The organism is Pseudomonas sp. TE21394 (assembly GCF_054057835.1).
Genome location: NZ_JBSRZR010000001.1, coordinates 2,630,690 through 2,654,122 on the forward strand (window position 1 = coordinate 2,630,690; position 23,433 = coordinate 2,654,122).

General features: G+C 62.6%; 17 protein-coding genes and 1 other RNA gene. 9 read left to right on the forward strand and 9 right to left on the reverse strand.

Features of this window, described 5'->3' with window-relative positions:
• Nucleotides 1-14: 14 nt before the first annotated feature.
• Nucleotides 15-1,346: a DEAD/DEAH box helicase gene (locus ACVWZT_RS12150; RefSeq protein WP_457469497.1), complete on the forward strand. Its 1,332-nt coding sequence runs from the start codon at nucleotides 15-17 to the stop codon at nucleotides 1,344-1,346.
• 59 nt (nucleotides 1,347-1,405) lie between these two features.
• On the opposite strand, the gene ACVWZT_RS12155 is transcribed toward ACVWZT_RS12150, so the two are convergent.
• Nucleotides 1,406-2,647 (reverse strand): TIGR03862 family flavoprotein, encoded by a 1,242-nt coding sequence (locus ACVWZT_RS12155; RefSeq protein ID WP_457469499.1) that lies wholly within the window; start codon nucleotides 2,645-2,647, stop codon nucleotides 1,406-1,408.
• 148 nt (nucleotides 2,648-2,795) lie between these two features.
• Nucleotides 2,796-3,710 (reverse strand): histone deacetylase family protein, encoded by a 915-nt coding sequence (locus ACVWZT_RS12160; protein WP_457469501.1) that lies wholly within the window; start codon nucleotides 3,708-3,710, stop codon nucleotides 2,796-2,798.
• 443 nt (nucleotides 3,711-4,153) lie between these two features.
• Between ACVWZT_RS12160 and ACVWZT_RS12165 the strand changes: the two genes are divergently transcribed.
• From ACVWZT_RS12165 to ACVWZT_RS12180, 4 genes are all read left to right on the forward strand, one after another.
• Nucleotides 4,154-4,723 carry a GNAT family N-acetyltransferase gene (locus ACVWZT_RS12165; RefSeq protein ID WP_457469503.1) on the forward strand — a complete coding sequence of 190 codons (570 nt, stop codon included), beginning with the start codon at nucleotides 4,154-4,156 and terminating at the stop codon, nucleotides 4,721-4,723.
• 95 nt (nucleotides 4,724-4,818) lie between these two features.
• On the forward strand, nucleotides 4,819-5,688 hold the full coding sequence (tesB, locus tag ACVWZT_RS12170; protein ID WP_225779336.1) for an acyl-CoA thioesterase II: 870 nt from the start codon (nucleotides 4,819-4,821) through the stop codon (nucleotides 5,686-5,688).
• Complete coding sequence (locus tag ACVWZT_RS12175) at nucleotides 5,685-6,275, forward strand: HAD family hydrolase (RefSeq protein ID WP_457469505.1); 591 nt, start codon at nucleotides 5,685-5,687, stop codon at nucleotides 6,273-6,275. Before tesB ends, ACVWZT_RS12175 begins: the two co-directional genes overlap by 4 nt.
• A gap of 165 nt (nucleotides 6,276-6,440) precedes the next feature.
• Nucleotides 6,441-7,451, forward strand: coding sequence for a zinc-dependent alcohol dehydrogenase family protein (locus ACVWZT_RS12180; protein WP_296231320.1), 1,011 nt, complete (start codon nucleotides 6,441-6,443; stop codon nucleotides 7,449-7,451).
• 140 nt (nucleotides 7,452-7,591) lie between these two features.
• Here ACVWZT_RS12180 and ACVWZT_RS12185 read toward each other — a convergent pair whose 3' ends face one another.
• Nucleotides 7,592-8,299 (reverse strand): FadR/GntR family transcriptional regulator, encoded by a 708-nt coding sequence (locus tag ACVWZT_RS12185; RefSeq protein WP_457469507.1) that lies wholly within the window; start codon nucleotides 8,297-8,299, stop codon nucleotides 7,592-7,594.
• Nucleotides 8,300-8,560: 261 nt separating this feature from the next.
• Between ACVWZT_RS12185 and ACVWZT_RS12190 the strand changes: the two genes are divergently transcribed.
• Entirely contained in the window at nucleotides 8,561-9,913 is a 1,353-nt protein-coding gene (locus tag ACVWZT_RS12190; protein ID WP_457469509.1) for an MFS transporter, read from the forward strand.
• Between the two features lie 19 nt (nucleotides 9,914-9,932).
• Entirely contained in the window at nucleotides 9,933-11,288 is a 1,356-nt protein-coding gene (gene gudD, locus ACVWZT_RS12195) for a glucarate dehydratase (RefSeq protein ID WP_457469511.1), read from the forward strand.
• Nucleotides 11,289-11,391: 103 nt separating this feature from the next.
• On the opposite strand, the gene ACVWZT_RS12200 is transcribed toward gudD, so the two are convergent.
• Complete coding sequence (locus ACVWZT_RS12200; protein WP_457469513.1) at nucleotides 11,392-14,106, reverse strand: hypothetical protein; 2,715 nt, start codon at nucleotides 14,104-14,106, stop codon at nucleotides 11,392-11,394.
• Between the two features lie 410 nt (nucleotides 14,107-14,516).
• Here ACVWZT_RS12200 and gabP point away from each other — a divergent pair, with 410 nt between their 5' ends.
• Entirely contained in the window at nucleotides 14,517-15,908 is a 1,392-nt protein-coding gene (gene gabP / locus ACVWZT_RS12205; RefSeq protein WP_457469514.1) for a GABA permease, read from the forward strand.
• A 194-nt stretch (nucleotides 15,909-16,102) separates the two neighbouring features.
• A complete protein-coding gene (locus ACVWZT_RS12210; RefSeq protein WP_457469516.1) occupies nucleotides 16,103-18,496 on the forward strand; it encodes a TonB-dependent siderophore receptor in 2,394 nt (797 codons plus the stop codon).
• A 109-nt stretch (nucleotides 18,497-18,605) separates the two neighbouring features.
• On the opposite strand, the gene ACVWZT_RS12215 is transcribed toward ACVWZT_RS12210, so the two are convergent.
• The 5 genes from ACVWZT_RS12215 to ACVWZT_RS12235 all read right to left on the reverse strand — a co-directional run bounded on the left by ACVWZT_RS12215 (nucleotide 18,606) and on the right by ACVWZT_RS12235 (nucleotide 23,372).
• A complete protein-coding gene (locus ACVWZT_RS12215; RefSeq protein ID WP_457469518.1) occupies nucleotides 18,606-18,869 on the reverse strand; it encodes a DUF3077 domain-containing protein in 264 nt (87 codons plus the stop codon).
• A gap of 22 nt (nucleotides 18,870-18,891) precedes the next feature.
• The gene (locus ACVWZT_RS12220) at nucleotides 18,892-19,134 is read right to left on the reverse strand and encodes a hypothetical protein (protein WP_457469520.1); all 243 of its coding nucleotides are present in this window, start codon (nucleotides 19,132-19,134) and stop codon (nucleotides 18,892-18,894) included.
• A gap of 387 nt (nucleotides 19,135-19,521) precedes the next feature.
• Nucleotides 19,522-19,913: a transfer-messenger RNA gene (gene ssrA / locus ACVWZT_RS12225) on the reverse strand.
• Nucleotides 19,914-20,012: 99 nt separating this feature from the next.
• Nucleotides 20,013-20,306, reverse strand: a complete 294-nt coding sequence (locus ACVWZT_RS12230; RefSeq protein WP_457469521.1) for a hypothetical protein — start codon at nucleotides 20,304-20,306, stop codon at nucleotides 20,013-20,015.
• Nucleotides 20,307-20,561: 255 nt separating this feature from the next.
• On the reverse strand, nucleotides 20,562-23,372 hold the full coding sequence (locus tag ACVWZT_RS12235) for an FAD-binding and (Fe-S)-binding domain-containing protein (protein ID WP_457469523.1): 2,811 nt from the start codon (nucleotides 23,370-23,372) through the stop codon (nucleotides 20,562-20,564).
• Between the last annotated feature and the right edge of the window lie 61 nt (nucleotides 23,373-23,433).

The following is a 23,433-nucleotide window of genomic DNA, read 5'->3' on the forward strand; positions in this document are numbered from 1 at the left end:
CTGACGGTATTGCCATGAATTTCGCCAAACTCGGCCTGATCGAACCGCTGCTGCGCACCCTGCAGCAGCTGGACTACACCACCCCGACCCCGGTGCAGGCCAAGGCCATCCCCGCCGTGCTGGCTGGCCGTGACCTGATGGCCGCAGCCCAGACCGGCACCGGAAAGACTGCCGGCTTTGCCTTGCCGGTGCTGCAGCGCCTGGCACTGAAAGGGGAGAAGGTGGCCAGCAACTCGATCCGTGCGCTGGTGCTGGTGCCCACCCGTGAACTGGCCGAGCAGGTGCACAACAATGTGCGCGAATACGCCGAGAACCTGCCGCTGAGCACCTACGCGGTGTACGGTGGGGTCAGCATCAACCCGCAGATGATGCGCCTGCGTCGCGGTGTCGACCTGCTTGTGGCTACCCCGGGGCGTCTGCTCGACCTGTTCCGCCAGAACGCGGTGAAGTTCAACCAGGTACAGACCCTGGTCCTCGACGAAGCCGACCGCATGCTCGACCTGGGTTTTGCCGAAGAGCTGCAGTCGGTGTACGCCGCACTGCCACGCAAGCGCCAGACGCTGCTGTTCTCGGCCACCTTCTCCGAGCAGATCCGCATGCTCGCGGGGCTGGCCCTGAATGACCCGCTGAGCATCGAAGTCAGCCCGCGCAATGCCACGGCCAGTAGCGTCAAGCAGTGGCTGGTTCCTGTGGACAAGAAGCGCAAGGTCGACCTGTTCTGCTACCTGCTGCGCAAGCAGCGCTGGAAGCAGGTGCTGGTGTTCGCCAAGACCCGCAATGGCGTCGACCAGTTGGTGGAACGCTTGCTGGCCGAGGGTGTGAATGCCGACGGCATCCACGGTGACCGCCCGCAAGCCACCCGCCAGCGCGCCCTGGACAGCTTCAAGGCCCGCGAAATCCAGGTGCTGGTGGCTACCGACGTGGCGGCTCGCGGCCTGGATATCGATGATTTGCCCCTGGTGGTCAACCTCGACCTGCCGATCGTTGCCGAGGACTACGTGCACCGCATCGGGCGTACCGGGCGTGCGGGCAACAAGGGCGAGGCGATTTCCCTGGTGTGTGCCGATGAAGTGCAGTTGCTGGGGGCAATCGAAGTGCTGACCCGGCAGACCCTGCCGCGCCATGAGGAGCCGGATTTCATTCCCGACCACCGGGTACCGCTGACCGATGCCAGCGGCCAGGTGATCAAGAAGCCGAAGAAGCCCAAGAAGCCGAAAGAAAACAGCGCCAAGCGCGGCTTGGGGCGCTGGATGGACAGTGCCGAGGCGGGCAGTGCGGCGCCGGCAGTAAAGGCAGTGCGCAAGGTGCCGAGCTTCAATGGTGGGCCGCGCAAGCGTAAGCCTTGATATTTTTGGGGCCGCTTAGCGGCCCTCCACAAGGTACAGCGCAAGCCCTCGGCAATCTTTCAGGAAAGCCGAATCGCCCAATCCGCCGCCGCCCGTCCGGCGCGCAATCCGCTGGCAAAGCACGTCGTCAGCAGATAGCCCCCGGTCGGTGCTTCCCAGTCCAGCATCTCGCCAGCGCAGAAGACTCCCGGCATGCGCTGCAGCATCAGGCCTTCATCCAGGGCCTCGAAACGCACCCCACCCGCGCTGCTGATCGCTTCATCCAGCGGCCGCGTGCTTACCAGCGTGATCGGCAATGCCTTGATCGCCCTCGCCAGCGCGTCAGGGTCGGTAAAGGTCGCCTGATCGGTCAGTTCGCGCAACAGCGCTGCCTTGACCCCATCGATGCCCAGCTGGCTATGCAGATGCTTGGCCATGGAGCGCGACCCCCGGGGCCTGGCGAGCGCCTGGGCGACTTTTTCCAGCGGTTTGTCCGGCAACAGGTCAAGCAACAACCGCCCTTGACCGGTACGGTTGATCGCCTCGCGCACCGACGCTGACCAGGCATACACCAGGCTGCCTTCAACACCCTGGGCAGTGAGAATGAACTCGCCTTTGCGCGGCGCGCCGCCGGGCACGCTCAAGGCAATGTTCTTCAGCGGTGCACCGGCAAACTTTTCCTTCAGCAGCGTGCTCCAGCCTGCCACTTCGAAACCGCAGTTGCTCGGCTGCAGCGGTGAGATATCCACACCCCGTTCGGCCAGCAGTGCTTGCCAGCTGCCATCGGAACCCAGCCGCGCCCAACTGCCGCCGCCCAGTGCCAATACCACCACCGCAGGTGTAAGCAGCCGTTCTCCCTGTGGATAAGCCATTCGCAATGCCCCTTCGGCATTCCAGCCCAGCCATCGGTGACGGGTGTGGATAACCACCCCGCTGTCGCGCAGGCGCTTGAGCCAGGCGCGCAGCAATGGCGCGGCCTTCATGTCAGCAGGGAACACCCGGCCCGAGGTGCCGATGAAGGTTTCGATGCCCAGCCCGTGGATCCACTGGCGCAAGGCATCGGCATCGAAGTCGCGCAGCAGGGCGTCGATCTCGCCCTGACGCTCGGCATACCGGGCGACGAAGGCCGGGTATGGCTCGGAATGGGTGATGTTCATGCCGCCGACACCTGCCAACAGGAACTTGCGGCCGACCGAAGGCATGGCATCGAACACTTCCACCGTCAGGCCCGCCTGGGCCAGTGCTTCTGCGGCCATCAGGCCGGCGGGGCCAGCGCCGATGACGACAGCAAGGGAAGGGGCGGCGGGTTTCAGTTCGGGCATGGTGGGCAGCAGGCTGTGGAAAAGACGCGCATTCTAGCGCAGCGGGGCCTATGGAAGCACTGATCAAAAAATGATCATTCGGTTGCAGGCCTCGGCCATCAAGGGCTGTGGCGCCTTTCCCGCAGGTTATCCACAAGCGGCTCCACAATCATTGTGAACAACCGATGACACGGGCCGCACTGTGGTGGAGGATGCCATGACGCCTGGCCAGCGCTACCCGGTCCTTGCTGTAACCGCCGCCGATCACGCCCACCACCGGGATGTCGCGGCCCAGGCAGTGGCGCAGCACCGCTTCGTCACGGGCGGCCACGCCTGCATCGGTCAGGTGCAGGTAGCCCAGGGCGTCGTCCTTGTGCACATCGACCCCGGCGTCATACAGCACCAGGTCGGGACGATAGAGCGGCAGCAGGTAGTTCAGGGCATCGTCGACCACCTTCAGGTAGGCCGCGTCATCCATGCCGCGTGGCAAGGGAATGTCCCAGTCGCTTTGTGCCTTGCGGGCCGGGAAGTTCTGTTCGCAGTGCAGTGATACGGTGATGGCATCTGGCGTGTCGTGCAGGATGCGCGCGGTGCCGTCGCCCTGGTGCACGTCGCAATCGAAGATCAGCACCCGGTGCACCCGACCGGCTTCCAGCAGGTAGCGGCTGATCACCGCCAGGTCGTTGAAGATGCAGAAGCCGGCAGGATGATCGTAATGGGCATGGTGAGTGCCACCGGCAAGGTGGCAGGCGATGCCGTGCTGCAGTGCCATCTCGGCACTCAGCAACGAGCCACCTACCGCGCGTACGGTACGTCGGGCCAAGGCTTCGCTCCAGGGCAGGCCGAGGCGACGTTGGTCCTCGCGTGACAGGTCACCGTTCAGGTAGCGCTCGATGTAGCTGCGGTCGTGAGCCAGGGCGAGAATGTCGTTGGGGCAGATGCCCGGGCGCAGCAGGGCCTGGTCGGTGGTCAGCCCGCTGTCGACCAGGTGATCACGCAACAGGCGGAACTTGTCCATCGGAAAGCGGTGCTCGGCAGGAAACTCCGGGCTGTAGTCGTCGTGGTAGATCAGCGGCAGCGGCATGGCGGTTTCGCAATCGGGGCCAGTGCTGATCTTGCCAGTTCCGGGGTTGTGCTTCCATCGCGAGCGCGCACATGGCCCGTGGGCGCTGTCGCACCGTCGGCCCAGTCCCGCAGCAGGCCTCTGTCAGGGTCACGATATGCGTCTCTTGTCGCCAGTCAGGCGGTCAATGCCGCCACGACCATGCACAGGCCAAGCGCGGCACCGAGGCGGTTGCGGGTCAGGCGGCCTTGCGCTGGGCGTGAATGGCAGTGTGCCCCAGGGTTTGCTCGATAGCAGGTAGTGCTCCATTGGCATGGCCGCATATGGCGCGGGGGTGGATGGCGGCAGCCTGCCGGGCGGCGGTGAAGGCGCTGTGAAAATTGCGTTGGGGCGCGTACAGGCTGGGTGAAAGCTGCGCCCGCGCCTACGCTGTAAAATGCAACAGCGCAAACGGAGCCCGCCCCATGACCCCGATCCTGCAACTGGAAAGCGCACGGCTGGTGCTGCGCCAATGGCACGACGAAGACCTGCGAGAGTTCGCCGCGATGTGCGCCGACCCGCAGGTGATGCGCTACTTCCCGGCGCCGCTGACACGCCTGGAGGCAGCTGCGCTGATCGGCCGCGTGCGCGGTCATTTCAACGAATACGGCTTCGGCTTGTGGGCGCTGGAGCGCAAGGACAGCGGTGCGTTCATTGGTATGACTGGGCTGTTGCATGTCGGCTTCGATGCTGATTTCACACCGGCAGTGGAAATCAGCTGGCGCCTGGCACGCCGCCACTGGGGCCTGGGCTTTGCCAGTGAGGCAGCGTGGACCTGCCTGCGTTGTGCTTTCGCCCAGTTGCGCCTGGAGGAGGTGGTGTCGTTCACTAGCGAGAGCAACCTGCCGTCACAGAAGGTCATGCAGGCCATCGGCATGCAACAGGACCCGGACGGCAGTTTCCAGCACCCCCGCCTGCCTGTGGGCCACCCGCTGCGTCCGCATGTGCTGTACCGCATCGACCGCGCTCACTGGGAGCAGACCCTGCGCGCCTGAATGCATGGCCATGCCCGGCACCAATGACAAACCCTGTATCATTTGCCCTCATAACAGTGCTGTTGAGACGTGTTGCCTTGCTAGGAGAACCCCCGATGAGTCATGTGTTGGACGACCTGGTCGACCTGTTGAGCCTCGAGTCCATCGAGGAGAACCTGTTCCGTGGACGCAGCCAGGACCTGGGCTTCCGCCAGTTGTATGGCGGCCAAGTGCTCGGCCAGTCGTTGTCGGCAGCCAGCCAGACGGTTGAAGACGCACGCCACGTACATTCGTTGCACGGTTATTTCCTGCGTCCTGGCGATGCCAGCCTGCCGGTGGTGTATTCGGTGGATCGCGTGCGTGATGGTGGCAGCTTCAGCACGCGACGGGTGACGGCGATCCAGAAAGGCCAGACCATCTTCACCTGCAGTGCCTCGTTCCAGTACGACGAGGAGGGTTTCCAGCACCAGGCACCAATGCCTGAGGTGGTCGGCCCGGAAAACCTGCCCAGTGAGGTCGAGCTGGCCCGGGCCATGGCCGACCAGTTACCCGAGCGCATTCGTGACAAGGTGCTGTGCGCCAAGCCGATCGAGATTCGCCCGGTCACCGAGCGCGACCCGTTCAACCCCAAGCCTGGCGACCCGGTGAAGTACGCCTGGTTCCGCGCCGACGGCAACCTGCCCGACATTCCGGCCCTGCACAAATACCTGCTGGCCTACGCCTCGGACTTCGGCCTGCTGACCACCGCACTGCTGCCGCATGGCAAATCGGTGTGGCAGCGCGACATGCAGATCGCCAGCCTCGACCATTCGCTGTGGTTCCACGGCAACCTGCGCGCCGATGAGTGGCTGCTGTATGCCACCGATAGCCCCTGGGCGGGCAATGCCCGAGGCTTCTGCCGCGGCAACATCTTCAACCAGGCCGGGCAACTGGTGGCATCGTCGTGCCAGGAAGGCCTGATTCGCCATCGCAAGGATTGGGCATGAGCCTGGGTGAGGTCCGCAACTGGGTGTTCGACATGGACGGCACCCTGACCGTGGCCGTGCATGATTTCGCTGCCATCCGCGTGGCGCTGGACATCCCGGCCGAGCACGACATCCTCACTCACCTGGCGGCCCTGCCGGCGGACGAAGCGGCGGCCAAGCATGCCTGGCTGCTGGAGCACGAGCGCGACCTGGCGGTCGCTTCCACGGCTGCCACCGGGGCGGTGGAGCTGGTGCGCGAACTGGCCGAGCGGGGTTGTCGACTGGGCATTCTGACCCGCAATGCCCGCGAGCTTGCGCATGTGACGCTGGAGGCCATCGGCCTGGCTGACTGCTTCCCGGTCGAGCACATCCTCGGGCGCGACGAAGCAGAGCCCAAGCCGAGCCCGGACGGGTTGTTGAAAATCGCCAGTGCCTGGGGTGTGGCAGCCCATGAGCTGGTGATGGTGGGGGATTATCGGTTCGACCTGGATTGTGGGCGTGCAGCAGGGGCGCGCACGGTGCTGGTGAACTTGCCGGACAACCCATGGCCGGAACTGGTGGACTGGCATGCGGCCGACTGCCGGGCATTGAAGGTGATGCTGGGCTGAGTTTTCGTGTCGCCTGTGCGGGCTTCTTCGCGGGTAAACCCGCTCCCACAGGGCCCGCGCCGAGCTCAAGCCCAGCACTCAACCTGTGGGAGCGGGTTAACCCGCGTAGAGGCCGGACCTGTCTATGCTGAACCCCAATCTATTCCCTGAACGGAGACCCTACCCATGACCAGCAAGGCCATTTACGTACAACCTGGCGGCGGCTACGACAAGGTCGAAGTAGGCAGCTACGAGGCCCCTGCACCCCAGGCAGGCGAGATCACCGTTCGCCTGCACGCCAGCTCCCTCAACTACCACGACTTTGCCGTGGTCAGCGGCATGTGGGGGCCGAGCGAGCGGCGCATTCCGATGGCCGATGGCGCGGGTGAGGTAGTCGCAGTGGGTAGCGGTGTCAGCGAGTTCCAGGTCGGCGACAATGTGGTCAGCACCTTCTTCCCCGACTGGCTCGATGGCCAGGCCAATGTCGAAGGCTTCGCCAGGGTGCCGGGCGATGGTATCGATGGTTATGCCCGTGAACAGGTCACTGCCCGCGCCAGCGCCTTCACCCAGGCGCCGAAGGGCTTCAGCCACGCCGAAGCCGCCACCCTGACCACCGCCGGCCTCACCGCCTGGCGTGCGCTGATGAGCGACGACCACCTCAAGCCCGGCGATACGGTGCTGGTGCAAGGTACCGGTGGCGTGTCGATCTTCGCCCTGCAGTTCGCCAAGCTCGCCGGCGCCACGGTGATTGCCACCTCGTCCAGCGACGTCAAGCTCGAGCGCCTGAAGGCCCTGGGAGCGGACCATCTGATCAATTACAAAAGCACTCCGGCCTGGGGTGAGAAAGCGCGCGAGCTGACCGGCAACCGCGGCGTCGATCATGTGATCGAAGTGGGCGGCCCGGCGACACTGGAACAGTCGATGATTGCCGCGCGTATTGGTGGGCATGTTTCGTTGATCGGTATCCTCACGGGTGTTGCCGGGCAGTTGCCGCTGGTACAGGCGCTGGTGCGGCAGATTCGCCTGCAAGGCGTGCTGGTAGGCAGCCGCGCCCAGCAGCAGGCCATGGTGCGGGCGATCGATGCCAATGGCTTGCGGCCGGTGGTGGACAAACATTTCGAGCTGGAACAGATCGTCGAGGCGTTCCGCTACCAGGAAAGCAACCGGCATTTCGGCAAGATCTGCCTGACCTGGTAGCTATGCAAGGCTTTTGTGCAGGAGCGGCCTTGCGTCGCGATGGGCTGCCTAGCAGCCCCTCGGTTTCCGCACGGAAGCTGAAAACCGGAGGCCGCTTTGCGGCCCTCTCGCGACGCGAGGCCGCTCCACCGGGGAAGGTGTCATGCCTGTTCGGCCAGCAGGCGATCGCGGCTATTGGACAGATGCAGACAGATGGCTGCCCGCGCCGCGTCCGGGTCTCGCCGGCGAATGGCATTGAGGATCGCCTCATGTTCGAGGTTGGCCAGGTACGCCTGGCGCGCCAGCTTCGCCCCGCTGCGCTCAGCTAAAGCCATACGGTTGCGTGGAATCAGGCCACTGCCCAGCTGCAGCAGCATCTCGGTGAAATACAGGTTGCCGGTGGCCTCGGCAATCAACAGGTGAAAGCGCCGGTCGGCCTCGATGCAGCTGTCGCCGGCGGCGGCCAGGTCCTGGTAGTCATCCAGCGCCTGGCGCATACGTGCCAGGTGCCCATCATCACGGCGCAGCGCGGCCAGGGCGGCAGCCTGGCCTTCCAGGCCAATGCGCAGTTCCAGCAGGTCGCGCACATTTGCCGCGCTTTCCGCAGCGATGCGCAGGCCAGCCTGGGCCTGGCGCTCCATCACGAAGGTACCGATACCGTGGCGTGGTTCCACCAGCCCCGACGCCTGCAGTTTCGACAAGGCTTCGCGGACCACGGTGCGGCTGACCCCGTGCTCGCGTACCAGGGTGTTCTCCGAGGGCAGTTTGTCGCCTGGCCTGAAGGTACCCAGCAAAATCTGCTGGGTCAGGCTGGAGACCAGGTCGTGGGCACGGCTGTGGCCATGCTTGCGCAGGCGTTCGGGTTCCATGATTTCATCCGTTGCGGTCTGTACTTGTATGACAAGTTAATGGATAGAAAAATTTTTTGCTGATTTTTGCACTGCTCAAGGCGCTCCATAGCGTGACAATTACCGCACGTTTTCGACAATATTGTATTTTGCCAGCTTGTATGTTGCCATTTTGACGACGTTTCTGATCTTGTCGTACAACTGCGCTGCGCATATGCTCCAGCCCACTGTCATGTCAGACAACTCCGCCCCGCACAAAAACAATTAGTGGGAGATCCGCAAGTGAACGATACCCTCGCTCCGTCGACCCGGAATGAAGGCGACGCCCTGGCCAGCGCCGTGGCCAAGGTCAAGCGCCACGTCCTGCCGCTGTTCGTCATCATGTTCATCGTCAACTACCTTGACCGCGTCAACATTGGCTTCGTCCGCCCCCATCTGGAGAGCGACCTGGGCATCAGTGCCGCAGCCTATGGCCTGGGTGCCGGGTTGTTCTTCATCGGTTACGCGTTGTTCGAGGTGCCATCGAACATGCTGCTGCAGAAGGTCGGCGCGCGCCTATGGCTGACCCGCATCATGTTCACCTGGGGGCTGGTGGCTACGGCCATGGCCTTCGTGCAGAACGAAACCCAGTTCTACGTGCTGCGCTTTCTGCTCGGCGTAGCCGAAGCGGGCTTCTTCCCCGGGGTGATCTACTACTTCACCCGCTGGCTGCCTGCCGCCGAGCGCGGCAAGGCCATTGCCATCTTCCTCAGTGGTTCGGCGCTGGCCTCGTTGCTTTCCGGGCCGCTGGCCGGGGCGCTGATGCAGCTTCAGGGCCTGGGCATGCATGGCTGGCAATGGATGCTGTTCATCGAAGGCATGGCCTCGGTGGCGCTGTGTTTCTTCGTGTTCTTCTGGCTCGACTCCAGGCCACAGGATGCCAAGTGGCTGAGCCAGGCCGAGCAGGACGCGTTGGTGGCCGCCATCGACCAGGAGCAGCGTGAGCGCGAAGCCGTCGCGGTGGTCAGGCCATCGGCCTGGAGCCTGCTCAAGGACCGCCAGATCCTGCTGTTCTGCCTGATCTACTTCTGCATCCAGCTGACCATCTACGCCGCCACCTTCTGGCTGCCAAGCATCATCAAGCGCATGGGCGACCTCAGCGACCTGCAGGTCGGCTTCTTCAACTCGATCCCCTGGCTGATCTCGATCCTGGCCATGTATGCCTTCGCCGCCGGCTCCGCGCGCTGGAAATTCCAGCAGGCCTGGGTGGCGGGGGCGCTGGTGGTCGCCGCCATCGGCATGTTCATGTCCACCACCGGTGGGCCGGTGTTCGCCTTTGTTGCGGTGTGCTTTGCGGCGATCGGTTTCAAGTCGGCTTCTTCGCTGTTCTGGCCGATCCCGCAGGGTTACCTGGATGCACGCATCGCCGCAGCGGTGATCGCCCTGGTCAACTCGGTCGGCAACCTCGGCGGCTTCGTCGCCCCCACCACCTTCGGCCTGCTGGAACAGCAGACCGGGTCGATCCAGGGCGGCTTGTACGGCCTGGCGGTGACCTCGGTGCTGGCCGCCATTGCCGTGTTCTTCGTACGCACGCGCCCGAAGGGCGCCCCTTCCGACGACCTCAAGGCACCTTCGGCCTTGGGCCAGAGCCACTGATGACTGCGAGACAACAACCATGAACCTGCAGACAACCCCCGCCACCCACACTGACACCCCGGTGGTCACCGACCTGCGCGTCGTCCCTGTCGCCGGCCATGACAGCATGCTGCTCAACCTCAGTGGTGCGCATGGCCCGTTCTTCACCCGCAACGTGGTGGTATTGCGCGACAGTGCTGGCAATACCGGCCTGGGCGAAGTGCCCGGTGGCGAGAAGATTCGCCAGACCCTGGAAGACGCCCGCAGCCTGGTGCTCGGCCAGCCAATCGGCCATTACCAGCGCGTGCTCAATGCCATGCGCCAGACCTTCGCTGGCCGCGACTCGGCCGGGCGTGGCCTGCAAACCTTCGACCTGCGCATTACCGTGCATGCGGTAACCGCCATGGAGTCGGCGCTGCTCGACCTGCTCGGCCAGCACCTGAACGTGCCGATGGCGGCACTACTGGGCGAAGGGCAGCAACGCGACGCGGTGAAGATGCTCGGATATCTGTTCTACATTGGTGACCGTCGGCAGACCAACCTGGCCTACCGCAACGAAGCCGACAGCGAGGATGATTGGTTTCGCCTGCGCCACGAAACAGCGCTGACCGCCGACGCGGTGGTACGCCTGGCCGAGGCCGCCGAGGCGCGTTACGGCTTCAGCGATTTCAAGCTCAAGGGCGGAGTGCTGCGTGGCGAGGAAGAAATGGAAGCGGTGACGGCCCTGGCCGAACGCTTCCCGCAAGCGCGCATCACCCTCGACCCGAACGGCGCCTGGTCGTTGCAGCAGGCCATTGCCCTGTGCCGCGACAAGCACGCTGTGCTGGCTTACGCCGAGGACCCGTGTGGTGCCGAGGACGGTTATTCGGGCCGCGAAGTGATGGCCGAATTCCGCCGCGCTACCGGCTTGCCGACAGCCACCAACATGATCGCCACCGATTGGCGGCAGATGGGCCACGCGATCCAGTCGCAGGCGGTCGACATTCCATTGGCCGACCCGCATTTCTGGACCTTGCAGGGCTCGGTGCGGGTGGCGCAGATGTGCAACGACTGGGGCCTGACCTGGGGTTCGCACTCCAACAACCACTTCGATATTTCGCTGGCGATGTTCACCCAGGTGGCTGCGGCAGCGCCGGGCGAGATCACCGCAATCGATACCCACTGGATCTGGCAGGACGGCCAGCGACTGACTCGCGAGCCGCTGCGCATCGTCGATGGCCATGTACGTGTGCCGGCGCGGCCGGGGCTGGGGGTGGAGCTGGACGAAGCGCAATTGGCCAAGGCTCATGAGTGCTACCGCAACATGGGCCTGGGCGCGCGCGATGACAGCGTGGCGATGCAGTTCCTGATTCCCGGCTGGCGCTTTGATAACAAGCGGCCCTGCCTGGTGCGTTAAAAGCAGGTGCAGGCCTGGTGTTGAGAAAACAGCCCTGCAACCAGGGCTGTTTTCGAAAGCCGCAGCAGGCCGTACCCGTGGGGAACGGCCGTTGCCGATAAGTTTACCCAACGTGTTCGGGCTTCAGCAGTTTCAAACCCTGTGCGCTGGTGTAGCCATGGATCTCCTGTACATCCAGGTTTCGCATGAAATCAATGATCGGGGCGGTGACCACTTGGCCTGGCACCATGATCGGGAAGCCAGGCGGGTACGGAATCACGAAATTTGCCGAAACCAGGGGCGGGCCGTTTTCCAGGCGCTGGTCGATCTTGCTGTCGGCCAGTTGCAGATACTCGCAGGCCTCATGGTCGTAAGCCTTGTAGAAGGCCTTGCGGATGTCGCCTTCGGTCGTGCCCTCCAGTGCATCGCTGCGGAACTCCGGGTGGAAGCAGCTGAAGTCTGGCAATGCAGGTAGGTCTTCGACAAGGCTGGTGACCCTGCTTCGTAGTTGCTGGGCCTGGTTTTCATCGTCTGCGATGCTTGCATTGATGTCCCGGCATATTTGCACCAGCACTTGTAACAGGTGTGCCACATCGCTGCGAGTGTTGTTGATGTTGGTCTGCAACAGCACACTGTTGCGGGACGTCTTGTTCAGTTGGATGTTGTATCGCCCGGCTAGCAATTGCTTGAATTGGGTGCCGTCGAACCCGGCGTGTCCGCACGATAATGTCAGGCGTGTGGGGTCAAGGAAGAATTCATCATTGATGATCGCCTGGCTCAGCGTACTCCAGTGGGCTCGGTCATCCACGTAACTGGCGATCTTCGATTGGCGCAACGGTTCGGGAATAAGCTCCGCAACATCCAGGATCTTGAAATAGCGAGAGATCAAAGGGTGATTATTGACCTGCTTGCGTATGACGAAGGCCAACTGCGTGGCGCGCATCACCAAGTCATAGCCTTCGAGATTCATCTGCCGACGCGCAAGGTCCAGCGAGGCGATGATCTGCTGGTTGGGTGAGGTAGAAGTATGGGTGAATACCGCTTCGCGGAAGGCGCCTTCGGTCTGGGGGAAGGCATCGTCGCTAACCAGTATCATCGAGCCTTGCCGCAGGGCTGACATCGACTTGTGTACGGAAGAGGTCTGGTATACGCGCACCTGGGTGCCTTCAGGGTTCATCAGAAGACGGTTGTGCTGCATCTGTTCATCCGTGAATGCAGCTTGGGCGGCGCATTGCTCGGCGTATTGCCGACGATAACCGGGACTTCTCAGGCGTTTGCGTAACTCGGCCGCTGCATGCATGGCGGTGCGCTGGCGCAGCAGCGGTGAAAAGCGGGCGAAACCGAACCATGCCTCATCCCAAAGAAAGATGAGGTCGGGTTTGATGGCCAGGCATTCTTCCATCACCCGCAGCGGGTTGTAGACATGCCCATCGAACGTGCAGTTGGTCAGCACCATCATTTTTGCACGTTCAAGTTTTCCGTCCCGTTTCAGGTTCAATAGCGCCTGCTTCAATGAGGCGAGCGTTACGCCTCCGTACATTGAGTACTCACTCAAAGGATAGGCATCGATATACAGCGGGTAGGCACCGGTCAGTACGGCGGCGTAGTGATGCGATTTATGACAGTTGCGGTCGATCAGGACGATGTCACCCGGTGCCAGGAGTGCCTGTTCGACAATTTTGTTCGCTGTCGAGGTCCCGTTGGTTACGAAGAACGCCTGTTGCGCGCCAAACGTACTGGCGGCCATCAGCTGGGCCTGCCTTATATTGCCTGTAGGTTCGAGCAGGCTATCGAGACCGCCGGTGGTCGCGGAGCTTTCCGCCAGGAAAAGGTTGGCGCCGTAGAACGCCCCCATGTCGCGAATCCAGTTGGACTTGAAAATGGACTTTCCGCGGGCGATCGGCAGGGCGTGGAAGGTGCCAATCGGGCGTTGCGCATAACGCTTGAGGTTGTCGAAAAATGGCGTGCGGTAGCGGTTGGCAACACCTTCGATCACACACAGGTGCACTTCCATGGGCTCTTCGAACTCATAGAAAACGCGGTTGATGAACGTCATCTGCGGGTTGCCGGCAGTCCGTTCGATGTTGCGGTCTCTGAGCAGGATTATGTCCAGCTCCGGGCGTAACTGTTTAAGCGCTACCGACAGTTCCAGCGTGGGGTCTTCGTGCGTTTCCGAGCCGACCAGCGACTGATATTGTTCGAGCATTCCGCGCAGCCGGGTCGACAGGTTGGCATCACGCTGAAAACCGTCATGGATGGCCACTACCTGCACATCGGGGTTGAGCATCACCGCCATCAAGGCGTCTTCATACGTGCCGACGATGATCGGTTGGTAGATGAACGCATCGTCATGTCGCCGCAGGTTGCGGATATCTTGCTGCTTCTGCGCCCAGGTGCCCGAGGCGTCGGAGCTGACGATCAGCAGCTCGAAATACGGACGAAACTGGGCAGCCGGTTGATTGATGCTGTAGCGCGCGGCGGAAGCGTCGGGCAGGTCGTCAGCCGGTTCCCAGTCGTTGGCATCATGGCGATAGCTCGAATCGAGCAAAGAGCTGCAGATGCGCCGTGCCAGACGCAGTGTACCGACATCGTCATGCTCACCGATTCGTTGCTCGAAAATGGCCATCAGCCGGTGGCCAGGGTAGGCATGGTAACGTTCGAGAGTTTGCAGGTGCTGGCCGATGCGCACCACCTCCCTACGTTTCTGCTCTTTTGCCTCGCAGCAGTTTGCCGCTACCCAATCCCGGCATCCTTGCAGCAGGTCGCACCACAGGTCCAAGCGTTCATGTCGGGTTGAAAACAGATACTCGGCAGATTGGTCGGGGATGTTCGTCAACATGGTTTCGGCTCCTGGCCTGATAGCGTGGCCGGAGAAACTGGCCACTTCGGGAAGGCCGGAGTCTGCCCGGCGAGGCGGAGCCGAACACAGCACGACACTTTTCCACCTGACGTGAAAGGGCTGCTGGCAGCGGTGCTTTTGGCAGTCATTACGTCAATCGCCGTCCGGCGCGCTCAGAGCGGAGCGAACGAGCTGTCGTGATCGAACAGTTCTGAGGCGTTCTCGTGTAATTTCCTACAGCCCTGCGCGGCTTAAATGAACCCCGACCTATGCGGGACACTTGCTCTGTGACGCGTGCCAAATATCAACAACAGTGCGCGAGTAATGTGTCGACTTATTGATTTCAAAGGAGATATTTTCGCCTACGCCTGCCCGTCCTTCCTTGTGTCAGCAAAAAGAGAACAACATCAATGAACACCGTGGGATCTGATGGCAACCTTGCCCAAGGTTTCAAGCCTCGTCATGTAACGATGCTGTCTATTGCCGGCATCATCGGCGCCGGACTTTTCGTCGGCTCTGGCCACGCCATCGCGGCAGCCGGGCCAGCTACCATACTTTCCTATTTCGTGGCCGGGGCCCTGGTGGTGCTGGTCATGCGCATGCTCGGCGAAATGGCCGTCGCACACCCGGACACGGGTTCGTTTTCGACCTATGCCGACCAGGCCATCGGCCGCTGGGCCGGCTATACCATCGGTTGGCTGTACTGGTGGTTCTGGGTGCTGGTGATCCCCATCGAAGCGCTGGCCGCCGGCCATGTACTGAACGCCTGGTTCCCACAGGTGGACAGCTGGATCTTCGCCCTGGCCTCGGTGCTGCTGCTGGCCGGAACCAACCTGTTCAGCGTGGCCAAGTACGGCGAGTTCGAGTTCTGGTTCGCGATCCTCAAGGTCACTGCCATTCTCGGTTTCATCGGCCTGGGCTTCGCTGCGCTGATGGGCTGGTTGCCCAACCGCGAAGTCAGCGGCCTGAGCAGCCTGATGGCCGAGCATGGTGGCTTCGCACCGAAAGGCTGGTCGGCGGTGGTCGGCGCGTTCATCACCGTGATGTTCAGCTTCATCGGTACCGAGGCGGTGACCATCGCCGCCTCTGAGTCCAGCGACCCGTCGCGCAACATCGCCAAGGCCACCCGCTCGGTGATCTGGCGCATCAGCACTTTCTACATCCTGTCGATCTTCGTAATCATTTCGGTGGTGCCGTGGAACGACCCGCAACTGGCCGTGGTGGGCTCGTACCAGCGTGCGCTGGAGATCATGAACATCCCCAACGCGGCCTTCATGGTTGACCTGGTGGTGCTGGTGGCCGTGACCAGCTGCATGAACTCGTCGATCTACATTGCCTCGCGGATGATGTATTCGCTGGCCAGGCGTGGTGACGCGCCGGCCATGCTCAACAAGACCTCCAAGGTCGGCGTCCCACGTGCCGCAGTGTTCGGCAGCACCCTGATCGGCGCGGCCATCGCCGTCCTCAACTACTTCGCGCCGAAGGGGGTGTTCGAGTTCCTGTTGGCTAGCTCCGGTGCCATCGCCTTGCTGGTGTACCTGGTCATCGCCATTTCCCAGCTGCGCATGCGCCGCCGCCTGGAGCGCGAGAGCACTGAACTGAAGTTCCGCATGTGGTTGTTCCCGTACCTGACTTGGGGGGTCATCCTGTTCATTGGCGGGGCACTGGCGGTGATGATGTTTACGCCTGAACACCGGGCGGAAGTCAGCTCGACGCTGGGCCTGGCGATCATTATTTCCTTCCTGGGAATCGTGACTTCGCGGGGCCACGCGCAACCCGTAGGGGTGCGTTCGATGGGGTGATTGGGTTCACCTGGCGGTAAGGCAAAGGGCACCGATGGAGGGTGCCCTTTGTTTTTTCAGGTTACCGCAATCAAAAAGTCTCACCGCGAGCGAGACAATCTTGAAAATAAATGAGGTGATTTCTCATTCTCGTTCGGCAGGTAGTGAAGGCCGGAATACAGGCCAGTCTGCCGATCCCTCTACGGAGCGAGAAAATGAGTTCGACCCCGGTTCCACAGCGCCATCCCTTGAGCCGTGCTTTGCACGGTGTTTTCCTGGGCCTGGTTGTCAGCAGTTGTGCGCTACCTGCGCTAGCGCAACCTGCAACCTCTGAGCCCGACAGCCAGCTACAGCAGTGGAGTATTCCTGCTGGCCCGCTGGCACCAGCGCTTGACCGCTTTGCCCGCCAGGCAGGTGTCAGCCTGTCCTTCGATGCACAGACCGTGGCCAACCGCAGCACTGCCGGGGTGCAGGGAACGCTGGGCACCTCGGCTGCACTTTCGTCATTGCTGCAGGGCACCCAGCTTCAGGCGGTGCAACAAGGGCCGGGCTCCTACTTCGTGGCGCCACAACCCGCGCCTGCCGGCCCGCTGGAACTTGGCGCCAGCGAGGACTACCGCCTGGCACCGGTCATCATCAACGCCAAGGTAAAGGCCAGCGCCGACGATGACAGCAACTCGGTGGTCGCCAAGGAGCTGTGGGTGGGCGGCAAGGTGGCCACCAGCATTCTCAATACGCCGGCTTCCGTGTCTGTGGTCACCAGCAAGGAAATGCAGCAACGCAGTGTCAGCACCACGGAAGAAGCGCTGCAATATACGCCGGGGGTCGTCAGCGATTACTACGGTTCGGACGACCGCAACGACTACTTTCTGATCCGTGGCTTCCAGGCCACTACCTACCGTGACGGCCTGACCCTGAGCTCGATGCGGGGTGTGCGTGAAGACCCTTACGCTTACGAGCGCATCGAGGTATTGCGCGGCGCCAACTCAACGCTGTTTGGCCCGGCAGATCCGGGAGGCTCGGTCAACTTCGTGAGCAAGCAGCCGCGTTTCGAGCAGTTTGGCCAAGGCTACGTGACGTACGGCTCTTTCGACCATGCCGAAACCGGCATCGATGTCGGCGATGCGCTGAACGAGGAAAAGACCTTGGCCGGCCGCTTCACCGCCAAGATGCAGAACAGCGACCGTGAGTATGACCACTCCCAGGATGACAACCGCTTCGTGATGGGCGGGCTGACCTGGGCGCCCACGGACTATACGTCGGCCACGATGATCGTGGACTACCTGAAAACCAACAGTTCGCCGAACAGCGGTGGCTATCCGCTGGACAAGGAATACGACCGCAGCGATTTCTATGGTGAGCCAGGCTACAACTTCCATGACGTGGAGCGCACCAGCCTCAGCGGCAACATTACCCACGACTTCGACAATGGCTTTGTGCTGCGCAGCAACCTGCGTTACAGCGAGTTGACCGATGACTTCGGCTACGCCTACCTGAGCGACAGCCCTTCGCGGGTCGGCACCGTCATCCCGCGCTACGTGTTCGGCACCGACAGCGATGCCGACCAGCTCAACGGCAACCTGATGCTGCAATACGATGCGCAGTTCGAGCATGTCGACAGCAGCACGTTGGTCGGTGTCGAGTATCTCGATTCGACTACCAAACAAAGCTCGATCTATGGCCTGGCGCCCTCCATCGACATTGCCAACCCGGTATTCACCGGCGTACCGGGCGGCCTTACGCCTTATACCCGGCAGAAGAACGATGCCACTACCAAGGCGGTTTTCCTCCAGCAGAACCTGTCGTTCTACGACCGTGTGATCGCCACTGCCGGCGTGCGCAATGACTCGATGGACCTGTCGAGCAAGGAATACGTCGGCGGTGTCCAGGAAGAGAAGGACAACTTCTCGGAAACCTCCTACCGCGCTGCGCTGACCTATATCGTCAACGACGAGGTTTCCACCTATGTGAGCATGGTGGAATCCGTATCGCCGCCACAGGTTGGCGTCACACCGCAAACGGGTAAGCAGTACGAAGTGGGCGTGAAGTATTCGCCGATGGGCATGGACGCGTTGTTCTCGGCTGCGGTGTATGACCTGACCCAGGAGAACGTCACCATCGCCGTGGTGCTGCCCAGCGGCATCATCGAGCAACAAACGGTGGGCGAATCACGCGTGCGCGGCCTGGACCTGGAAGCCAAGGCACAGGTCACCCAGGACTTCAGCGTGATTGGCGCCTACTCGTACATGCAGTCCGAGGTGCTGCGCGGGGCGTTGTATGACGGCTCGTCTCTCAAGGGCAACGAATTCGCCACGGCGCCGAAGCACTCGGGTTCCTTGTGGGGCTACTACAGCATTCCAGGCACCGACGTGAGCGTTGGCCTCGGGGCGCGCTATGTGGGGGCCTACTACATGGATGCGGCCAACACCAAGAAGAGCGATGGCACTACGTTGTTCGACGCTGCGCTCAATTACCAGATCGCCAAGGGTACCGACCTGGCGCTGAACGTCAGCAACCTGTTTGACGAGCAGCATGTGGTGGGCTCAGGGACAGCGAACTACTACAACCCGGGGCGGGAGGTGACGGCCAAGCTGAGTTATAGCTGGTAAGGCTGAGGGCGCCGCATGCTGGCCCGGCACCGAATTGCCGGGCGTGTGCAAGTGAAATTCTGGATGTGACTTTGCCAATGGTCCTGCACGAAGCAGGGCCGTGACATGTTCAGCGCATCATGCCCAATTCGGCATCATCCAGCAGCGCCTTGCCCAAGGCACACAGGTAATGCGCAGCCCAGATCAGTTTCGGTTTGTCTTCCATCAGGCCGTCGATGGTCAGGTCACGCGCATAGCCCATCAGTTCCGAGGCTTGCTCGCGGGCGTTCTGGCAGGGGATGTCGGGTTCGATGCGGAACAGTGGGTGAGTCTGGTTTTCACCTTGGTAGAAGATGGTTTTACCGACGGTGCAATTGTTGTCTTCGGTAGCCATTGATCAATCTCCCTGGTTTGCGTCAGTGCACTGCTTGCGAATCCGCTGGTTTTTGTATTTGTGCCAGTGCTGATTCAAGCAATTTGCGCAGGGCTTCAAGTTCGTGCATCGATGCCATGATCAATAGCGATACGGGTGATCGCGGCTGCATCAGAACTGCCTGCTGGGCTACCGCTTCTGCACAGAGCGCGTAGTCCGAGGCCAGCATGAGGGTGTCTTCCAGGGAGTGGAGGTGATGGGGTGGGTCGGGGACTATCTTCAGCATGGTGTGGCTCCTGTCGTAGTGAAGCAGCCACCCACCGCGGCTAAACAGTAGGGTGGCAGCTGTACGCGGGTTAGCCGACCGGGACGTCAGGCACCCGGCGCACCCGAAGGTGCCCCACGCACAGCCGCCATAAGGCGCCAATACCGATTGCTCGGGATTGCACGGCTGTGGTGTCTGACGATGTCGGGCGGCTAAACCCGGTCGTTAAGGGACAACGACACGCCGAGACTAGAGCCCGCATGTAGCACGTGCAATGGAAAACAGGCGCCGGAAGTATCTTTGGGAAACGGCCTACAAGGAAGGGGATAAATCTGATTTTTGTGGGGCTCGCCCACAAAATCCAGACACAAAAAAAAGACGCCCTGGGGCGTCTTTTTCTTTGCAATTTGGTGGAGCCGGGGGGATTTGAACCCCCGTCCGCCAGTACTCCGCTGTCGGTACTACATGCTTAGCCGTGTCTACTGAGTTAATCCGCAGCCGCCCGACGGGCAGGGTGCTTTGGACGAGTTGGGTAAGTTTTAGTCGCTTTGCCCCCAACGTGCTACACGACGATCCTGTTCTGTATGACAATCATTTCGGGTTTACAGGCATCCCCTGATGATTGCTGGAGCCGAAGCTACCAGGAGAGCGGGCTCAGCTGCTTACGCAGCGAGAGCGTAGCCCTCGTAGTTTTCGTCATTGGCAACTATAGAAAGTTGCAACAGTGGATTTACGAGTTCTGTTACCAACTCGGCATGCACCTAGAGTTTCGCTACCGGCGTCGAATCCTAATCGGCCCCACACTAGCTCTAAGCTAACGCACCTTACGGCACGTGAGGTGGAGTATACGCCATTGCGCGGGCGACGTCGACAGTAGGGCCCGTCGCCCGCGCTCGGCGTCACGAGCCGCTGCCGCTGCTGCTGCCGCTGCCTTTCTCGGTTTTTTCCAGGCGCTCCAGCACCTTGCTGGTGATGGCGATGCATTCCTTGGTGTCACCTGAGGCCTGGGCCGCCTTGGCCTTGTCGACCTGCTCGGTGATGGCCTTGTCCAGGCCCTCGGAAGTAGCGCCGGCGGTGGCCATGCTGTCGTCGATCTTCTGCAGGTTGGTGGCGCAGAGGTCTTCGGCGGCAAACACCGGTGAAGCCAGCAGGGTGGCGGCCGCGAACAGGGCCGAAAGCGCGGTACCTTTCATGGGAGTCTCCTCTGGGGCCTCTGGAAGGTGGGCCTGTAAGGTGGACTGCGGGGGAATGGCGGGGGTTCAATCGGATGATGGCTGGGTGAAATGACGGTGGGGCTCTGGCGCCAGGCGCGGGTCTTGTGGGAGCGGCCTTGCGCCGCGAAAGGGCCGCACAGCGGCCCCAGGTTCATGCGGTGGAGCTGAAATCACGGGGCCGCTTTGCGGCCCCTTCGCGGCGCAAGGCCGCTCCCACAAGGGACTGTGTTGACCTCAGGTGGCGCGTGGGCGGGTGACGCGGTCTACCAGGTAGACCAGGCCGTGGTAGTCGATGCCGCTGTGGCTGGACAGCCCGATCTCGCAGGTACGGCTGGTGGAGATGCCTTCGTTGCAATACTGCACCGAGTCCTTGAGGCTGCGCAGCGAGTGGGCGTTGAGCTCGGGGGTGGTGAAGCCTTTGTCACCGGCAAAGCCGCAGCAATGAATGCCTTCCGGGATCACCACCTGCTTGCTGCAACGCCGTGCCAGATCGATCAGCGCCTGGCTTTCACCCAGGTGCTGGGTGCTGCAGGTCACGTGCACGGCCACGGGCTCGTCCTGAGGGGTGAACTCCAGGCGGTCGAGCAGATGGGTGCGGATGAAGCGCACCGGGTCGTACAGGTCCAGCCGGCTTTCGCCCACGTCCTGAACCAGGCGCAGGGTGCATGGGCTGGTGTCGCAGTAGATCGGGTCGAGGCCACCGCGGCTGGCATGCAGCAGGGCATTGATCAGCTCTTGGCGCTTGTGTTCGGCCTGCTCGGGGTAGCCCTTGGAGGCGAACGGCTGGCCGCAGCACAGGCTGTCGGCATTGTCGGGAAACACCACCTGGTAGCCGGCCTTTTCCAGCAGGGCGCGGGTCTTGTCGAGCAGCGAACTTTGCTCGCGGTCGGCATAGGCCGGGCCCATCACCCGTGAAACGCACGCCGCCAGGTACACCACGCGCGAGCGCGCGTCGTGGCTGGCCGCGCCGACGGGCAGCGGGCGCAGGGGTTGCGGCATGGCCGGGGTCCACTGCGGCAAGCGGCCGTTGCTGGCCTTGCTCAAGGTGGCGCTCAGGCGGCCCAGGCGCGGGGCGCCAAGCAGCTTGCGCGCGGTGTTGGCGGCGGTCAGGGTCAGGCGCGCGCCGCCAAGGGCGGTGTGGAAGTTGTCGGCCAGCCAGTCGGCGGTCTTGGCGTGGTCAGCGGCCTGGCTGCGCAGCTTCTTCACCAGGTCGCCGGTGTTGATACCGACCGGGCAGCGCTGGGCGCACAGGCCGGTGGCGGCGCAGGTGTCGATGCCTTGGTATTGGTAGGCCCGGCGCAGTTCCCGGGTGTCGATGCCGGCGCGTTGCTTGGCCTGGATGTCACGCCACATGACGATGCGCTGGCGCGGGCTGAGGGTCAGGCCCTTGGACGGGCACACCGGTTCGCAGAAACCGCACTCGATGCACTTGTCGACGATTTCGTCGGCGGCGGGCAGCGGCTTGAGGTTTTTCAGGTGGATGTCCGGGTCTTCGCTCAGCACCACGTCGGGGTTGAGGATGCCGTTGGGGTCGAGCAGGCGCTTGAGTTTCCACATCAGCTGGTAGGCGTCACTGCCCCATTCCAGCTCGACGAACGGCGCCATGTTGCGCCCGGTGCCGTGCTCGGCCTTGAGCGAGCCGCCGAACTCCACCGCCACCAGCTGTGCCACGTCGTCCATGAACGCCTGGTAACGGGCGACTTCCGCAGCGCTGTTGAAGCCTTGGGTGAAGACGAAGTGCAGGTTGCCTTCCAGCGCATGGCCGAAAATGATCGCTTCATCATAGCGGTGCTTGTCGAACAGCTGGATCAGGCGGTTGACGCCTTCGGCCAACTGCTCGACCGGGAAGGTGACGTCTTCGATGATTACCGTGGTGCCGGTCTGGCGCACGGCGCCGACGGCGGGGAAGGTGTCCTTGCGGATTTTCCACAACTGGTTGTACACGGCCGGGTCTGTACTGAAGTCGACCTGCTGTTCCAGCGGGAAGTCGGCGATCGAGGCCATTACCTGTTGCAGCTGTTCGTGCAGCAGGCTCTGGCTGGCGGCGCGGGACTCGATCAGCAGGGCGCAGGCGTTGTCCGACAGGCCTTTTACCCACAGCGGCATGCCGGGCATGTTCTGCACCGAACGCAGGCTGCGGCGGTCGAGCAACTCTACCGCCGAAACCGGTTGCTGCTTGAGCACGGTCACCGCGCGACAGCAGCTTTCGACGCTGGGGAATACCAGCAAGGCGCTGGCCTTGTGCGGGTGGTCGGGCACGGTGTTGTAGGTGACGGCGCTGATGAAACCGAGGGTGCCTTCGGAGCCGACCAGCAGGTGCTGCAGGATGTCCAGCGGTTGGTCGTAGTCGACCAGTGCATTCAGCGACAGGCCGGTGGTGTTTTTCAGCCGGTACTTGTGCCGGATGCGCTCGGCCAGTGCGGTATTGGCCCGGGTCTCGCGGCCCAACTGGGCCAACGCTGCCAGCAGCTCGGCGTGGCTGGCTTCGAAGGCGGCGACACTGGCCGGGTCTTCGCTGTCCAGGCGCGTACCGTCGGCCAGCACCAGGCGCAGGCCGGCCAGGGTGTGGTAGGTGTTCTGCGCGGTGCCACAGCACATGCCGCTGGCATTGTTGGCGACGATGCCGCCGATCTTGCAGGCGTTGATCGAGGCGGGGTCGGGGCCGATCTTGCGCCCGAACGGGGCCAGCCAGGCGTTGGCCTGGGCGCCGATGACCCCGGGCTGCAGGCGGATCTGCTCACCCTGGCCGCGGATTTCACGGCCGTTCCAGTTGTCACCGAGCACGATCAGCACCGAGTCGCTGATGGCCTGGCCGGACAGGCTGGTGCCGGCGGCGCGGAAGGTGACCGGCACCCGCTCGCGCTGGGCCAGTTTGATCAGGCCGACCACCTCGTCCTCGGTCTCGACGCGTACCACCAGCTTGGGGATCAAGCGGTAGAAGCTGGCGTCGGTGCCGAAGGCCAGGGTGGCGGTAGGGTCGTCGAAGCGGCGTTCGGCGGGGATCAGGCGCTCGGCATCACGCAGGAACGCGGCAGGCAGGCTCATGCAGTCTCCTCGCGGGGCTGTGGCGTCTGTGCACCACATACCCCGGGTCAATCAGGCGGTC

Bases quoted from the DNA above. Each gene is read 5' to 3' on its own strand.
- ACVWZT_RS12165 (WP_457469503.1), top strand. From the start codon at position 4,154: ATGACCCCGATCCTGCAACTGGAAAGCGCACGGCTGGTGCTGCGCCAA.
- tesB (WP_225779336.1), top strand. From the start codon at position 4,819: ATGAGTCATGTGTTGGACGACCTGGTCGACCTGTTGAGCCTCGAGTCC.
- ACVWZT_RS12230 (WP_457469521.1), bottom strand. From the start codon at position 20,306: ATGAAAGGTACCGCGCTTTCGGCCCTGTTCGCGGCCGCCACCCTGCTG.
- ACVWZT_RS12215 (WP_457469518.1), bottom strand. From the start codon at position 18,869: ATGGCTACCGAAGACAACAATTGCACCGTCGGTAAAACCATCTTCTAC.
- ACVWZT_RS12235 (WP_457469523.1), bottom strand. From the start codon at position 23,372: ATGAGCCTGCCTGCCGCGTTCCTGCGTGATGCCGAGCGCCTGATCCCC.
- ACVWZT_RS12220 (WP_457469520.1), bottom strand. From the start codon at position 19,134: ATGCTGAAGATAGTCCCCGACCCACCCCATCACCTCCACTCCCTGGAA.
- ACVWZT_RS12185 (WP_457469507.1), bottom strand. From the start codon at position 8,299: ATGGAACCCGAACGCCTGCGCAAGCATGGCCACAGCCGTGCCCACGAC.
- ACVWZT_RS12160 (WP_457469501.1), bottom strand. From the start codon at position 3,710: ATGCCGCTGCCGCTGATCTACCACGACGACTACAGCCCGGAGTTTCCT.
- gabP (WP_457469514.1), top strand. From the start codon at position 14,517: ATGAACACCGTGGGATCTGATGGCAACCTTGCCCAAGGTTTCAAGCCT.
- ACVWZT_RS12200 (WP_457469513.1), bottom strand. From the start codon at position 14,106: ATGTTGACGAACATCCCCGACCAATCTGCCGAGTATCTGTTTTCAACC.
- ACVWZT_RS12180 (WP_296231320.1), top strand. From the start codon at position 6,441: ATGACCAGCAAGGCCATTTACGTACAACCTGGCGGCGGCTACGACAAG.
- ACVWZT_RS12210 (WP_457469516.1), top strand. From the start codon at position 16,103: ATGAGTTCGACCCCGGTTCCACAGCGCCATCCCTTGAGCCGTGCTTTG.
- ACVWZT_RS12150 (WP_457469497.1), top strand. From the start codon at position 15: ATGAATTTCGCCAAACTCGGCCTGATCGAACCGCTGCTGCGCACCCTG.
- ACVWZT_RS12155 (WP_457469499.1), bottom strand. From the start codon at position 2,647: ATGCCCGAACTGAAACCCGCCGCCCCTTCCCTTGCTGTCGTCATCGGC.
- ACVWZT_RS12175 (WP_457469505.1), top strand. From the start codon at position 5,685: ATGAGCCTGGGTGAGGTCCGCAACTGGGTGTTCGACATGGACGGCACC.
- gudD (WP_457469511.1), top strand. From the start codon at position 9,933: ATGAACCTGCAGACAACCCCCGCCACCCACACTGACACCCCGGTGGTC.